The organism is Mesorhizobium sp. CC13, assembly GCF_039907765.1.
In the GTDB taxonomy this organism is placed as follows: Bacteria; Pseudomonadota; Alphaproteobacteria; order Rhizobiales; family Rhizobiaceae; genus Aminobacter.
On the sequence record NZ_JARDJI010000012.1, the window covers coordinates 83,315 to 96,525 of the forward strand.

General features: G+C 66.6%; 15 protein-coding genes and 1 tRNA gene. 9 read left to right on the forward strand and 7 right to left on the reverse strand.

The features are described from left to right. The first annotated feature begins 23 nt into the window (after nt 1–23). From PV773_RS16700 to PV773_RS16715, 4 genes are all read left to right on the forward strand, one after another. Nucleotides 24–563: a sigma-70 family RNA polymerase sigma factor gene (locus tag PV773_RS16700; RefSeq protein WP_340036165.1), complete on the forward strand. Its 540-nt coding sequence runs from the start codon at nt 24–26 to the stop codon at nt 561–563. After that, entirely contained in the window at nt 560–1,279 is a 720-nt protein-coding gene (locus PV773_RS16705) for an anti-sigma factor (protein WP_347967431.1), read from the forward strand. The genes PV773_RS16700 and PV773_RS16705 overlap by 4 nt, the downstream gene beginning before the upstream one ends. 187 nt (nt 1,280–1,466) lie before the next feature. Continuing rightward, a complete protein-coding gene (locus PV773_RS16710; RefSeq protein ID WP_347967432.1) occupies nt 1,467–2,018 on the forward strand; it encodes a fasciclin domain-containing protein in 552 nt (183 codons plus the stop codon). 165 nt (nt 2,019–2,183) lie between these two features. Next, entirely contained in the window at nt 2,184–2,561 is a 378-nt protein-coding gene (locus PV773_RS16715) for a VOC family protein (protein WP_347967433.1), read from the forward strand. A 6-nt stretch (nt 2,562–2,567) separates the two neighbouring features. On the opposite strand, the gene yihA is transcribed toward PV773_RS16715, so the two are convergent. From yihA to rpmH, 5 genes are all read right to left on the reverse strand, one after another. Continuing rightward, nucleotides 2,568–3,233, reverse strand: a complete 666-nt coding sequence (yihA, locus tag PV773_RS16720; protein ID WP_347967434.1) for a ribosome biogenesis GTP-binding protein YihA/YsxC — start codon at nt 3,231–3,233, stop codon at nt 2,568–2,570. Next, nucleotides 3,230–3,868 carry a CatB-related O-acetyltransferase gene (locus PV773_RS16725; protein WP_347967435.1) on the reverse strand — a complete coding sequence of 213 codons (639 nt, stop codon included), beginning with the start codon at nt 3,866–3,868 and terminating at the stop codon, nt 3,230–3,232. Before PV773_RS16725 ends, yihA begins: the two co-directional genes overlap by 4 nt. A 367-nt stretch (nt 3,869–4,235) precedes the next feature. Further along, nucleotides 4,236–6,038, reverse strand: coding sequence for a membrane protein insertase YidC (yidC, locus tag PV773_RS16730; protein ID WP_347967436.1), 1,803 nt, complete (start codon nt 6,036–6,038; stop codon nt 4,236–4,238). A gap of 9 nt (nt 6,039–6,047) precedes the next feature. Beyond that, nucleotides 6,048–6,416, reverse strand: coding sequence for a ribonuclease P protein component (gene rnpA, locus PV773_RS16735; RefSeq protein WP_347967437.1), 369 nt, complete (start codon nt 6,414–6,416; stop codon nt 6,048–6,050). A 16-nt stretch (nt 6,417–6,432) separates the two neighbouring features. Continuing rightward, a complete protein-coding gene (gene rpmH / locus PV773_RS16740; protein ID WP_008833937.1) occupies nt 6,433–6,567 on the reverse strand; it encodes a 50S ribosomal protein L34 in 135 nt (44 codons plus the stop codon). A 240-nt stretch (nt 6,568–6,807) separates the two neighbouring features. On the opposite strand from rpmH, the gene PV773_RS16745 reads away from it, so the two are divergent. The 3 genes from PV773_RS16745 (at nt 6,808) to PV773_RS16755 (ending at nt 9,975) form a co-directional block, all read left to right on the forward strand. Next, nucleotides 6,808–8,229 carry an FAD-dependent oxidoreductase gene (locus tag PV773_RS16745; RefSeq protein ID WP_347967438.1) on the forward strand — a complete coding sequence of 474 codons (1,422 nt, stop codon included), beginning with the start codon at nt 6,808–6,810 and terminating at the stop codon, nt 8,227–8,229. A gap of 42 nt (nt 8,230–8,271) precedes the next feature. Continuing rightward, nucleotides 8,272–9,759, forward strand: coding sequence for a HAMP domain-containing sensor histidine kinase (locus PV773_RS16750; protein ID WP_347967439.1), 1,488 nt, complete (start codon nt 8,272–8,274; stop codon nt 9,757–9,759). Nucleotides 9,760–9,898: 139 nt separating this feature from the next. Continuing rightward, nucleotides 9,899–9,975: transfer RNA gene (locus tag PV773_RS16755), tRNA-Arg, on the forward strand. Between the two features lie 201 nt (nt 9,976–10,176). Here the strand turns inward: PV773_RS16755 and PV773_RS16760 are convergent. Next, on the reverse strand, nt 10,177–10,737 hold the full coding sequence (locus PV773_RS16760; RefSeq protein ID WP_347967440.1) for a DUF427 domain-containing protein: 561 nt from the start codon (nt 10,735–10,737) through the stop codon (nt 10,177–10,179). Nucleotides 10,738–11,237: 500 nt separating this feature from the next. On the opposite strand from PV773_RS16760, the gene PV773_RS16765 reads away from it, so the two are divergent. Beyond that, nucleotides 11,238–11,708 (forward strand): nucleoside deaminase, encoded by a 471-nt coding sequence (locus PV773_RS16765; RefSeq protein ID WP_347967441.1) that lies wholly within the window; start codon nt 11,238–11,240, stop codon nt 11,706–11,708. A gap of 111 nt (nt 11,709–11,819) precedes the next feature. Here the strand turns inward: PV773_RS16765 and PV773_RS16770 are convergent, their stop codons facing one another. Beyond that, on the reverse strand, nt 11,820–12,242 hold the full coding sequence (locus PV773_RS16770) for a VOC family protein (RefSeq protein ID WP_347967442.1): 423 nt from the start codon (nt 12,240–12,242) through the stop codon (nt 11,820–11,822). A gap of 214 nt (nt 12,243–12,456) precedes the next feature. Between PV773_RS16770 and PV773_RS16775 the strand changes: the two genes are divergently transcribed. Next, nucleotides 12,457–13,206 (forward strand): AraC family transcriptional regulator, encoded by a 750-nt coding sequence (locus PV773_RS16775; RefSeq protein ID WP_347967443.1) that lies wholly within the window; start codon nt 12,457–12,459, stop codon nt 13,204–13,206. Nucleotides 13,207–13,211 lie beyond the last annotated feature (5 nt).

The window sequence follows — 13,211 nt, forward strand, 5'->3', positions numbered from 1 at the left end:
TGCCGCAACGTAACCTTGCAACAATGACGCCGCAGGACATCACCAAGCTGATCGTGCGGACCTCGATGAAGGACCGCAACGCCTTCGACCTGCTCTACCGGCAGACGAACGCGAAACTTTTCGGCGTGTGCCTGCGTGTTTTGAACGACAGGGCAGAAGCCGAGGAAGCGCTGCAGGAGGTCTTCGTCAAGATCTGGACGAAGGCCGACAGGTTCGCGGTCTCCGACCTCAGTCCCATATCGTGGCTCGTTGCGATCGCCCGCAACCATGCGATCGACCGCATTCGGGCAAGGCGCCAGGCGACGGTTGCCATCGACGAGGCGTTCGAGGTCGCCGATCCCGCTCCCGGGCCCGAGGCGGCGGCGGTGGCCGGCGGTGAGGCCGAGCGCATCCATGGCTGCCTCGAGGAACTGGAGAAGGACCGGGCGGCCGCCGTTCGGGGCGCCTATCTCAAGGGTGAGAGCTATGCCGAACTCGCGGAACGCCACGGCGTGCCGCTCAACACCATGCGTACGTGGCTGCGCCGCAGCCTGATGAAACTCAGGGAATGCCTCGAAAGATGACACTCGCGGAAGACAACGGACCGGAACGGGAAGGGGGCGACGACATCCTCGCCGCCGAATACGTTCTCGGCGTGCTTGCCGCCGAAGACAGGCGGCAGGCGGGCCGGCGCATCGAGGGCGAGGCCGCCTTCGCGCGGCTCGTCGACCAGTGGGAGGTGAGGCTGGCGCCGCTGGCGGCCGGCTATGCCGAGATCGAGGCGCCCATTTCGGTCAAGGCCGGCATCGACCGTCGCCTGTTCTCGTCCGCCGCCCGGGCACCGGCCGAACCGCCGTCGGGCCTGTGGTCCAGCCTCGCCGCGTGGCGCGGCCTCGCCGCCGCCGCAGTGGCCGCGCTGGCGATCTATGTCGCGGTGCCGCTGGTCAATCCGCCGGCGCCGCACGAGATGATGGTGGCCTCGCTCGCCGCCGAGGGCAGCGAGGTCAAGTACATGATCATGTACGATGCGGCGGCCGGCGAGATCGGCCTCTCGCACGTCGCCGGGAACCGCGATGCCGGCAAGGATTTCGAGCTGTGGATGATCGAGGGTAACGCGCCGCCGGTCTCGATGGGTGTCATTCCGGTCGGCGCCACCATGAAGATGCCGGTCAAGGAAAACATGCGCGACAAGCTCGCAGCGGGTGCCGTGCTCGCCGTCAGCCTCGAGCCCGCGGGCGGCTCGCCGACCGGCCAGCCGACCGGCCCCGTCGTCGCCGCCGGCGATCTCCGCGAGATCTGAACCCTTCCCGCCGACTTGCCCCCTCCTGGCTGAAACTATCTCCGGGCGGCGCTCGTTACTTCCTGTTTGCCGGATGCAAATTATTGATTTTATTATAGAAAATTCACTTTTTGGTGAAACTCGGCCGCTTTGGGGCGCGTAGCTTCTCTTGTCTTTCCGACACGGAAACAACCCAAGGAGTTACGCTATGCGCAAGACCACTCTCGTCGTGCTCGCCGGTGCCTTCACCGCCCTCGCCACGATCGCCTATGCCGCGAATCCGATGGTTGGCGGGGCCGCCATGTTCGCCGACAAGAACATCGTCGAGAACGCCGTCAACTCGAAGGACCACACCACGCTCGTCGCCGCCGTCAAGGCCGCGGGCCTGGTCGAGACCCTGCAGGGCAAGGGCCCCTTCACCGTGTTCGCGCCCACCAACGAAGCCTTCGCCGCGCTGCCCAAGGGCACGGTCGAGACCCTGCTCAAGCCCGAGAACAAGGATCAGCTGGCCAAGGTGCTGACCTGCCACGTCATCGGCGCCAAGGCCATGGCGGCGGACGTCGCCAAGATGGCCATGGATGACGGCGGCGCCCACATGGTCAAGACCGCCGGCGGCTGCGGGCTGACGCTGAAGTCCGACGGCGGCAAGGTCACCGTGACCGACGAGAACGGCAACGTCGCCAACGTCACCATCGCCGACGTCGAGCAGTCGAACGGCGTCATCCACGTCATCGACAAGGTGCTGCTGCCGAAGATGTAGGTCCGGCCCCCGGACGGCGCGGCCACCGCTCCCTGGTCGGCGCAGTCGATCAGCGCCCCGCACGGCTTTGGCCGCGCGGGGCGTTCGACCGTGGACGACGATTTTGATGACGCTGCCCGGCCGCCGGGATTATGCTTGGCGAGCAACGACAGGGAGGATCGAGCGATGACCCCGCACGGCGAATTTCACTGGAACGAGCTTTTGACCTGGGATGCGCCGAGAGCCAAGCGCTTCTACACGGCCACCCTCGGCTGGACCTACGAGGACATGCCGATGGACGGCCAGAGCTATCACGTCTGCATGTCCGGCGGAAAGCCGGTGGCCGGCATCTTCCAGATGCCGAAGGGCAAGGGCATGGACGGCGTGCCGGAGAGCTGGTTCGCCTACATCTCCGTCGACGACCTCGACGCGCGGCTCGCGCTGCTGGTCAAGAACGGCGGCAGGGTCATGCGCGAGCCGTTCGAGGTGCCGGGCGTCGGCCGCATCGCCATCGTCGCCGACGACGGCGGCGCAGCCATGGGATGGATGGTGCCGGCCGAGTGAGGCCGCTCAGCCGCCGTTGACCACCAGCGCGATCGCCGCGCGCAGTTCGTCCATGCCCTCGTCCTTTTCCGACGAAGTGGAGAGCACGACGGGGAAGGCCGCCGCCCGCTTCTTGATCTTCTGCAGCGTCTCCTCGATCAGCCGGGGTACGCCGGCCGCCTTGATCTTGTCGGTCTTGGTCAGGACGATCTGGTAGGAGATGGCGGCCTTGTCGAGCAGGGTCAGCACCTCCTCGTCGTTCTTCTTGATGCCGTGGCGGGAATCGATCAGCACATAGACGCGCTTGAGCGTCACGCGGCCGCGCAGGTAGTCGAACACCAGCTTGGTCCAGGCGTCGACCTGCTCCTTCGGCGCCTTGGCATAGCCGTAGCCGGGCATGTCGACCAGCGCCATGGGCGGCAGGTCGCCGGCCGCGCCGGAATAGCCGTCCGGCACGAAGTAGTTGAGCTCCTGGGTGCGTCCCGGCGTGTTCGAGGTGCGCGCCAGTCCGCCCTGGCGCACCAGCGCGTTGATCAGCGACGACTTGCCGACGTTGGAGCGTCCGGCGAAGGCGATCTCGGGCGGCCCCTCCGGCGGCAGGAATTTCATGGCCGGCACGCCGCGGATGAAGATCCACGGCCGGGTGAAGGTCTCGGTATCCACCGGGGGCCTCGTCAAGGTCTGTTCGTTCAAGCCGCTGCCTCCAGCAATGAGATGTCCGAGCCGCGAATGGCGTCGAGGTTGCGGCCGATCTTGTCCACCGGCCAGTTCCACCAGGCGATTGCCAGCAGCTTCTCGATGGTCCTGTCGTCGAAGCGCTTCTTGACCACGGTCGAGGGATTGCCGGCAACGATCGCATAGGGCGGCACGTGGCGGCTGACAACCGATTTCGCAGCGATGATGGCGCCGTCGCCGATATGGACGCCCGGCAGGATCACCGCTTCCATGCCGATCCACACGTCGTTGCCGATGACCGTGTCGCCGCGCACCTCGCGCTGCCAGGTGGCGACGTCGAAGCCTTCCTCCCAGCCATGGCCGAAGATGTTGAACGGGTAGGTCGAGAAGCCTGACATCGCGTGGTTGGCGCCGTTCATGATGAAACGCGCGCCCTCGGCGATGGCGCAGAACTTGCCGATGATCAGCTTGTCGCCGATGAAGGGGTAGTGGTGCAGCACGCATTTGTGCTGGAACAGATCCGGCCCCTCCGGGTCGTCGTAGTAGGTGAAGTCGCCGATCTCGATGTTCTCGGCGTCGACCAGGGGCTTGAGGAAACCGACGCGCTTGTGCATCGGCATGGGATGCTTGATCGAAGGATTGGGGCCTTGCATGGCGATGTGTCCACGTGACTGCGGATAGCAATATAGCGCGATCCGCTGCGATGCCGACATCGCCTGTACGGAACTTCCGTGCTTGCCCGATCGTCTTGGAAACGCTCCCGCCGGCGCGTTGGATTTCACTTGCTCGTCTCCGTGCGGAAAACCGGGGTCCCGCAAGGGACATGCGGAACCCCGGCCTCGCCGAGACGGTTCCTTGCTGGTCGGGGGGCGACCAGCTCCGCCACCCCGCATAAGCCGGCATGCACGGGGCATCCCGAAGTTACGGCGTGCCTGCCGAGAGAGTTTCGGCGGGCGAGGCTGCCCATGAAAAAAGGGCTCCGGCGAACCGGAGCCCTTTGATCTGCCGGACGGCGCCGGCCTATTCGGCCGGTGTCGGCTTCTTCTTGAACAAGGCGATCAGGTTGTCCCAGAGCTCGATCTTGGCACCCTGGCGCTTCATGATCACGCCCTGCTGGACGATCGACAGGAAGTTGTTCCAGGCCCAGTAGATGACCAGGCCGGCCGGGAACGATGCCAGCATGAAGGTGAAGATGATCGGCATCCAGGTGAAGATCATCGCCTGCGTCGGATCCGGCGGCGTCGGGTTCATGCGCATCTGCAGGAACATCGTGATGCCCATCACGATCGGCCACACGCCGATCATCAGGAATGCCGGAACGCCCCAGGGCAGCAGCCCGAACAGGTTGAACAGCGACGTCGGATCCGGGGCCGCGAGGTCGTGGATCCAGCCGAAGAACGGCGCGTGCCGCATTTCGATGGTGACGTACAGCACCTTGTAGAGCGCGAAGAATACCGGGATCTGGATCAGCACCGGCCAGCAGCCCGCCAGCGGGTTGATCTTCTCGGTCTTGTACAGCTCCATCATCGCCTGCTGCTGCTTCATCTTGTCGTCCGCGTATTTCTCGCGGATTTCAAGCATCTTGGGCTGCACCATCTTCATGTTCGCCATCGACTTGTACGACTTGTTGGCGAGCGGGAAGAAGATGCCCTTGACGATGACGGTGGTGGCGAGGATGGCCAGGCCGAAGTTGCCGAGGAACTTGTACAGCGTGTCGATCAGCCAGAACATCGGCTTGGTGATGAAGTAGAACCAGCCCCAGTCGATCAGCAGGTTGAACTGCCTGATCTGGCGGCCGTCTTCATAGGTGTTGAGCTTGGCCACTTCCTTGGCGCCGGCGAAGACCAGCGTCTCGACCGTCGCCGACTGGCCGGGGGCCACGGTGACCGGGTCGGTCAGGTAGTCCGACTGGTAGCGCGGACGGCCGTCGTCGAAATAGGAGAAGCGCGGCTGGAACGGCTGCTTGCCCGAGGGCACCAGCGCCACCGCCCAGTACTTGTCGGTGATGCCGAGCCAGCCGTCGGTCGACTTGCCGGGCAGCGACTGCTTGTCCTCCTCGATCGCGGTGTACTTGAACTCCTGCAGGCCTTCCTCGCCGGTCACGCCGATCAGGCCCTCGTGGAGGACGTAGATGCTGGGGTGCGTCGGCTTGTCGAAGCGCGTCACGCGGCCGTAGTTGGACAGCGACACCGGGGCGCCGCCGGCGTTCGTCACCGTGTCGGAGACGGTGAACATGTAGTCCTGGTCGACCGAGATGGTGCGCTTGAAGGTGAGGCCCTTGTCGTTGACGTAGGTCAGCGTCACCGGCGTCGCGGGCGTCAGCGTCTGGTTGGCTTCCGCCGTCCAGACCGTGTCGGGGCCGGGCACGGTTCCGGTCGCGTCGCTGCCGACGAAGCCGATCTCGCTGTAGAAGCCGTTCGGCTGGGCCTGCGGGTTGAGCAGTTCGATGATCGGCGAGTTCGGCTCGACGGTGACCGTGTAGTCCTTGAGGCTGAGGTCGTCGAGGCGCCCGCCGGTCAGGTTGATCGAGCCCTTGAGGCTCGGCGTGTCGATGGCGATACGGCTCGAGGCCGCCACGGCCTGGGCGCGGTCGACAGGTGCGGTACCCGTCGCGGCCGGGGCGCCCGGAACGCCTGCCTGCGGCGTCTGCGCGCCCGGGCTTGCCGGCTGCGCGGCCTTCTGCTCCTGCGCGACCCGTTCGGCCTCGATGCGCGCGGCCTCGCGCTGCGTTTCGATGCGCGGGTTCATGTAGAACACCTGCCACAGCGTCAGGATCAGCACCGACAAGGCGATGGTGATGAAGAAGTTACGGTTGTTTTCCATCGAAAGCCCTTATCGCGTTCCGCGAATGCGCCGAGAGAGTTCGGCCGTGAGCTGGCCGAAAGGGGCGGTGAGCACGTCTTCGCGCCCGACGATCACATAATCTTTGCCGGCGGCCATGTCACCTGCGGCATGAGTGCGGACGGCCTCGCGCAGCCGCCGGCGGACCCGGTTTCGCACCACGGCGTTGCCGACCTTCTTGGTGACGGTGAAGCCGACGCGCGGCTCCGCCTGGTCGCCTCGATCCATCATCTCGACGAGAAAAAACCGCCCGCGCCGCTTTTCACCGCGGCGGACGGCCAGGAATTCTTTTCTTTTAAGAAGCCGTTTGGGGCCGCGACCGTGCGGAGCGGACCCCTCTGGCTTGCCGTCAGCGGGCAAGGTTCCCGCCTATGGCTTAGGCGGAGAGCCGCTTGCGGCCGCGGTTGCGGCGAGCAGCGACGACGCCGCGACCACCCTTGGTGGCCATGCGCGCACGGAAACCGTGACGGCGCTTGCGGACGAGTTTGGACGGCTGATAGGTACGCTTCATTTGTTTTAATACCGCGGGGTGCGGCCCTTCTTGTGTCTGTCACTTTGTAACAGGAGCTTGGCTCGGCTTGCTTCGACGCGATCAAAAACCGCGACGGAAGCGGGTCCCGAGCGTGTGCGGGCTTATATGGATTAGGTGCCACGAAGTCAATCCGCCCATATGGCGCTCCACCGGTGGTTGTCACCTGCCCCCGCTCCGTCGTAGCATCGCGTGGGGCATTTGGCGGGGCAGTGGAAGCGAATGGGCAGGCTTGTGCCCGATTTGTGCGTGATCGGCGGTGGGCCGGCAGGCATTCATGCGGCCACCACCGCAGCGGCGCTCGGCGCGCGCGTCGTGCTGGTCGAGCGGGGCCGCACCGGCGGCCTCTCGCTCCACGGCGGTTCGGTTTCCATGCGCGCCCTGGCGGCGGCCGCGGCGAGGGCCCAGGCCATGCGCGACGGGGCTCCCCTCGGCGTCGGGGCGCACGAGCCCGAAATCGACTTCGCCGCCGTCCGGCGTCATGTCGCGGGCGCCGTGGCGGCGGCGTCGACGAGTTGCTCGCCCGGACGGCTGCAGGCGCTGGGCATCCAGGTCCTGGCGGCCGAGGCGCGCTTTTCCAATGCCGGCACGGTGATCGCCGGCGACAGCGAGATCGCCGCCCGCGGCTTCATCATAGCCGCCGGCTCGCGGCCGGTCGTGCCCGCCGCGCCCGGGCTCGACGGCGTCGACTATCTGACGCCGGAGACCGTCTTCGGGCTCGAGCGCCGGCCGCGCCACCTCGTGATCCTCGGCGGTGGCGACAGCGGCATCGAGACCGCGCAGGCTTTCCGCCGGCTCGGGTCGAACGTCACCGTGGTCGAGTTCGGCACCCCTTTGTCGCGATGGGACCCCGAACTCGCCGCCGTGGTGCTGCGCCGCCTGCGCCGCGAGGGCGTCGTCATCCGCGACAATGCCAAGGTGATGGGCATGGACCGCAACGGCAGGGGACGGGTGCGCGTCCAGATCAAATGGCCGGCGGGCGTCGAGACCTACGATGCCTCCCATGTCCTGCTCGCCGCCGGGCGCCGGCCGAACCTTGCCGGTCTCGGGCTCGCCGAGGCGGGGATCGTCGAGGACGACAACGGCATCAGCGTCGACGACCGCCTGGTGACGGCCAATCCGCGCGTCTTCGCCATCGGCGATTGCATCGGCGAATGTGGCAGCGTCGCTCTGGCGCGCCATCATGCCGAGGTCGCGGTGAGCCAGCTGGTCGAGCGCAAGCGTGCGAGCGAGGAGGGCTGGAAGGTGCCGCGCTCGCTCGGCACCGACCCCGGGGTCGCCGAGGTCGGCCTGACGGAGGCCGAGGCCCGCCGCCGCGGCGTCGCCTTCCGCATCCTGCGCGCGCCTTTCGCCGAAGGCGAGCGCGCCCTGGCAGAGCGCTGCGGCGAGGGGCACCTGAAGCTGTTGCTCGACGACAGCCACCGCCTTTTGGGCGCCGGTCTGGCCGGAGCGGGGGCGGCCGAACTCATGGACACATGGGCGCTGGCCCTGTCCGCAGGCCTCGGCCTGCAGCAGATCGCCGCCCACGCTTCTGTGTTTCCTTCCTTTGGCGGAATTTGCAAGAACGCTGCGATGGCCTATCTATTGGCGAATGGCGACGGCAAGGCCGGGCCGATTCTGTTCGGGCGGCGCCTGCGTCGCTGAGACGGCCGGGTCCCCCGGCGGGGACATGCAGCGAAGCTTGATATGACAAGTGCAGCCGACATCGGCCAGGACGCCGGAAAGCAGTCGGACCATTCGGTCCCGCTTTCGCGCGGCCTCTCGACCAAGCTGCTGCTGCTGACCATCGTCTTCGTGCTGTTCGCCGAGGTGCTGTTCTTCCTGCCCTCGATCGCGTCCTACCGGCTGCGCTGGCTGGAGGAGAGGCTGGCGACGGCCGCCGCCGTGGCGACGATCCTGGTGCAGGGCGATCCGGCGTCGCTGTCGCGCGCGGCGCAGAACGACGTGCTCATGGCCATCGGCGCCAAGGCCATCGCGGTCCGCGACGGCGGCGTGTCGCGCCTGCTCGTCGTCTCCGAGATGCCGCCCACTGTCGACGAGCATATCGACATTGCCGCTGCCGGCGTGCTGCGCTCCATGCCCGCGGCCATGGACACGCTTCTGTTCGGCGGCGACCGCGTCCTGCGCGTCTACGGCAAGGTCGGCGACAGCAACAAGGAATTCGAGCTCGTCATCTCCGACAACCGGCTGTTCCGCGCCATGCGCGCCAATGCGCGCTACATCGTCTTCGTCTCGCTGCTGATCTCGCTGTTCACCGCGGCCCTGGTCTACGGCACCATCGACCGCATCATGATCGGGCCGATCCGGGCCATGACGCAATCCATGCTGAGCTTCTCGCGGGCTCCCGACGACCCCTCGGGCGTCATCGTCCCGGAACGCCGGGCCGACGAGATCGGCGTCGCCGAGCGCGAGCTGTCGGCGATGCAGACGCATCTGCAGAAGATGCTCGCCGAGCAGAAGCATCTCGCAGACCTCGGCCTGGCCGTTTCCAAGATCAATCACGACATGCGCAACATCCTGGCCTCCGCCCAGCTGATGTCCGACCGCCTCCGCGTGGTCAAGGACCCCTCGGTGCAGGCCTTCGCGCCCAAGCTGGTGCGCACGCTCGACCGGGCCGTTTCCTATTCCGAGAACGTGCTCGCCTATGGTCGTGCCCAGGAACCGCCGCCGGCGCGGCGGCGCCTGCGGCTGCGCCAGCTCATCGAGGACATGCACGGCCTGCTCGGCCTCGAGCCGGAAGGCGGCATCGAATTCGTCAATGCCGTCGACGTGGCCTTCGAGGTCGACGCCGACGCCGACCAGCTTTTCCGGGTGCTCACCAATCTCAGCCGCAACAGCGTCCAGGCGATGGCCGGCATGGCCGACGAGGCGGTCGTCAAGCGCCTGACGATTTCGGCCGAGCGGCAGGGCAGCGTCAGCCGGATCCTCGTCAACGACACCGGCTGCGGCCTGCCGCAGAAGGCGCGCGAGAACCTGTTCGCCGCCTTCCGCGGCTCGGCCCGCAGCGGCGGCACCGGGCTCGGGCTGGCGATCGCGCACGAGCTGGTGCGCGCCCATGGCGGCTCGCTCGAGCTGGTCGAGAGCGTCGGCGGCCGCACCACCTTTGCCTTCACCATCCCCGACCAGCCGCTGCGCCTGGACGAGGCGCGCAGCAGCCTGCGCCGGCCCGCCTGACCGAGGCGAACGCGAGCGTCCTTCCCTGCCGCCGAAAAGTTTTGCCGGCAGCCGCTTGCATTTCGCCGAGCCAGCCGCTAGGTAGCGCCGGTCGCTTCGATCCGTCGAAGCGTGGCGGCCGCCTGTGACGGCCCGATGCGCGCCCGTAGCTCAGCTGGATAGAGCACCAGACTACGAATCTGGGGGTCAGGAGTTCGAATCTCTTCGGGCGCGCCATTCCGGTTCAAGACCGTGAACCTCCATTCCAGTCGATTTCGCGCCGCATGCGGCGGCAAAAATCCTGACAAGTTCGGTTCTGTTGCAGAGCGTGCGATGTCGGTCTTGCTGTCGACTTCCACCCGATGCGCCATAGCTCGGCGGTCGGCGCGGCGATAGCTTCCGTCGGACCTCCGCAGGTTCCTGCTCGCCGCCCGCGGCTCAGCTTTCGGCCTTTATCGACTTGGCCAGAATGTCCAGCCTGGCCTTGTCCCGACCGTGGCGACGGACGAGGTCTTGGGCTTGCAGCGGGGACAGATCGGATGTTTCAACCAGATGCCTCACCAGATCGTCGTCTGTCGGCAGGCTCGGGCCTTGGGTTCCCGCCGGCTGGGCCTCCGCGGCGAATTCAGCCCCGGCAAGCCTGGTTGAGCCCGCGCCCCGCTCGGCAGGTGTCGCTTCGATGCGGGCCAATTCGGGATTGAACGCTCCATGGTTCGCAAGGCTGGTCACCTCCGGCTCAACGTAGGCCCACATGATGTCTTCGGCGGCCTGGCCAACGGCCGACACCCGCCAGAAATGGGCTGTGCCCCACCCGGGGCGATAGGCAGTGTTTTCCGTGGCCGTCAGGAACTCGAAATAGATGTCCTCGAACGGAATGTAGAACGCATCGGGTTCGCCATCCACGCAGAGCGCCTTGGCGTTGGTTGTCGAGGCAATCACCGAATCCGAGAAGAACACCGTGACCGATCCATCGAACGGTACAATTTTGAATTGTTTCATCGCTTCCTCCTTCGTTCGTCGCCGGCAGCTTCGCCGCCGCGATGCAGGTCCCGGCGCGGGAGATCTGTGGCGGCATGGGCGCGCCGCCTTGTTTCCAGCCAGCGGCCCACGGCCATTGACTGGCATGCCAGGTGGCATCGAAGGCAGCCGTCTTTCCGCCGGCGCTGGGCGCTGATGTTCTTTCATTTGACCTTCTCTACGTACTGAGGACCAAATCGTTCAGAGGCGCGGCGGTTCCTTCTCGTCACGGCCTGATGTCTGCGGCGACGCATGGCCGGTGGCATCGAGACCCAAGGCAGGCGGCGATTGGGTGGCAAGGGGTCACGGCGCCGGCGGAGGCCGCCGATGGGGCCGAGCGGTACGCTCCACGATGCCTACCTTGGAGGAGGCGGCCGCAGCCGTTGCCTTCCGGCGTCATACGTGCTTGCTCTCGTTGACTGCCTCTCCGGGCGAAGCGCCCTTGAGCGGCAGTTGAGAATGAGCGTTCCAGGGAGGTGGTCGTGAGGAGCGATAGCGAATATCTGCGTCTCGCCGTGGAGATCGCCGCCGAGAGCCGGGCCGGTGGCAATCATCCCTTCGGGGCGCTGCTGGTCGGACCGGAGGGCGACGTGCTGCTTTCGTCGGGCAACACCTATGCGCGCGATCGCGGCGTTGGCCATGCCGAGGCAAACGTGGCCCGCGCGGCAGCACGGCAATACGATCCGACCTTTCTCGAGAAATGCACGCTGGTGACCTCGGTCGAGCCGTGCTGCATGTGCGCCGGCGCCTGCTATTGGGCTGGCATCGGCACGGTGGTCTACGGATTGAGCGAAAGGCGGCTGGCCGAGTTGACCGGAGACAACCCGGAGAATCTGACCCTCGATCTGAGCTGTCACCAGGTGTTCGCCGCCGGACGCCGCCATGTGGCGATCCGTGGCCCATTCCCCGATCTCGAAGAAGAGATCGTAAACGATCACAAGGACTTCTGGTGACAGAACTCCACCAGGATGGGTCGATGAAGGTGCCCTTGCGGCGCAACTGGCTCCAGTCCTCCTGAGCGGTGCCAGCTGCCGTCGCTGCAGCAAAATTCCCTTCGCAGCCGGTCAGTCTTCGGGCAGGAATGCCGGGTTGTAGACGACTTCCCAGAGATGGTCGTCGGGATCCTGGAAATAGCCGGCATAGCCGCCCCAGAAGGTCTTCTGCGCCGGCTTGACCAGCCGCGCGCCGGCATCGATCGCCCGGCGCATCGCCGCGTCGACCTCGCGCTCGCTTGCGACATTGTGGCCGAGCGTGAATTCCGTGGGGCTGCGGCCGGTCGGGGCGATGCCCGCGTCACGGGCGATGTCGCCGCGCGGGAACAGCGCGAGCTTGATGCCGTGCTCGAGGTCGAAGAATGCCACGGCGCCGTGCTCGAACTCGGTGCCGATGATGCCCTCGGTCGGCATGCCAAGGCCGTCGCGATAGAAGCGGAGCGAAGCTTCCAGGTCGTCGACGCCGATCGTGATGACGCTTATCCTCGGTTTCATGGTGGTCTCCTTCGTAGTGGCTTGCGGCGCTGCGCGCCATGTGGTCGTTGCCGCCAATCTGGCGCTTCCGTAGCCGGATTGATTGAACTTTTCGGCCAAATGTCACGTTTGTCCGTCGCTCCGCTTGAACAAGGACCGTCCCAGGCCTAGCTGCAAGGCCGGCGTCCGGCGGTGACGGCCGCAACGGGTAAGGAAGATGAAGGCTCTGCCTGCCTTGGCGATCGGTGACTTTCGGGAGCGCCCGGCCGCGGTTGCCCTCAGCCGCAGCTTTGCGTCGGTCTGGGTGCATCGGTTGCCCGAGGCAGCGGCGCCGATCGTCGTCACCCCCGACGGCACCATCGACCTACAATGGATCGATGGCGCTTTCCGCGTCGCCGGCCCCGACAGGGACCCAAAGCTCGAACTGCTTCCGGCCGGCGCCACGGTCATCGGTTTTCGCTTCCATCCCGGGGCCGCCGCGACATGGCTGGGGATGCCCGCCGCCGAGATCGTCGGGCAGCGGCTGGCGCTGGACGAGTTGTGGGGACCGAAGGCGCGGCGGCTGGCGGCCGGCATCCGCCCCGACCGGGACACTGCGGAATTGATCGGAGAACTGGAGGGTGCCGTCGCTGCCTGCCAACCCGCGCGCGGGGCGCCGGATCCGGTCATGCGCGCCGCCTTCGAACTGGTCCGGGCCGGACCGCCGCCCGGCGCGCCGCTGGTGCCCTGGCTCGGGCGCGCTTTGGCGTTGAGCGAGCGCACCTTGCGCCGGCGCTTCGACGAAAGCTTCGGCTATGGCCCGAAGACGCTTGACAGGATAATGCGCTACCAGCGTTTCCTCGGCCTTTCGCGCCGGTCGGCGCAACCGACGGCCCGGCTTGCGCTGGAGGCCGGATATGCCGACCAGGCGCACCTGGTCCGCGAAAGCCGCCGTCTCGCCGGTGTCACGCCGCGCCAACTCGGGCGCATCCTGAGCCACGACTGAAATTG

Coding starts and splice junctions, on each gene's coding strand:
- PV773_RS16725 (WP_347967435.1), bottom strand. CDS start 3,868: ATGCAAGGCCCCAATCCTTCGATCAAGCATCCCATGCCGATGCACAAG.
- PV773_RS16710 (WP_347967432.1), top strand. CDS start 1,467: ATGCGCAAGACCACTCTCGTCGTGCTCGCCGGTGCCTTCACCGCCCTC.
- rpmH (WP_008833937.1), bottom strand. CDS start 6,567: ATGAAGCGTACCTATCAGCCGTCCAAACTCGTCCGCAAGCGCCGTCAC.
- PV773_RS16700 (WP_340036165.1), top strand. CDS start 24: ATGACGCCGCAGGACATCACCAAGCTGATCGTGCGGACCTCGATGAAG.
- PV773_RS16760 (WP_347967440.1), bottom strand. CDS start 10,737: ATGAAACAATTCAAAATTGTACCGTTCGATGGATCGGTCACGGTGTTC.
- PV773_RS16715 (WP_347967433.1), top strand. CDS start 2,184: ATGACCCCGCACGGCGAATTTCACTGGAACGAGCTTTTGACCTGGGAT.
- PV773_RS16705 (WP_347967431.1), top strand. CDS start 560: ATGACACTCGCGGAAGACAACGGACCGGAACGGGAAGGGGGCGACGAC.
- PV773_RS16770 (WP_347967442.1), bottom strand. CDS start 12,242: ATGAAACCGAGGATAAGCGTCATCACGATCGGCGTCGACGACCTGGAA.
- PV773_RS16750 (WP_347967439.1), top strand. CDS start 8,272: ATGACAAGTGCAGCCGACATCGGCCAGGACGCCGGAAAGCAGTCGGAC.
- yidC (WP_347967436.1), bottom strand. CDS start 6,038: ATGGAAAACAACCGTAACTTCTTCATCACCATCGCCTTGTCGGTGCTG.
- PV773_RS16745 (WP_347967438.1), top strand. CDS start 6,808: ATGGGCAGGCTTGTGCCCGATTTGTGCGTGATCGGCGGTGGGCCGGCA.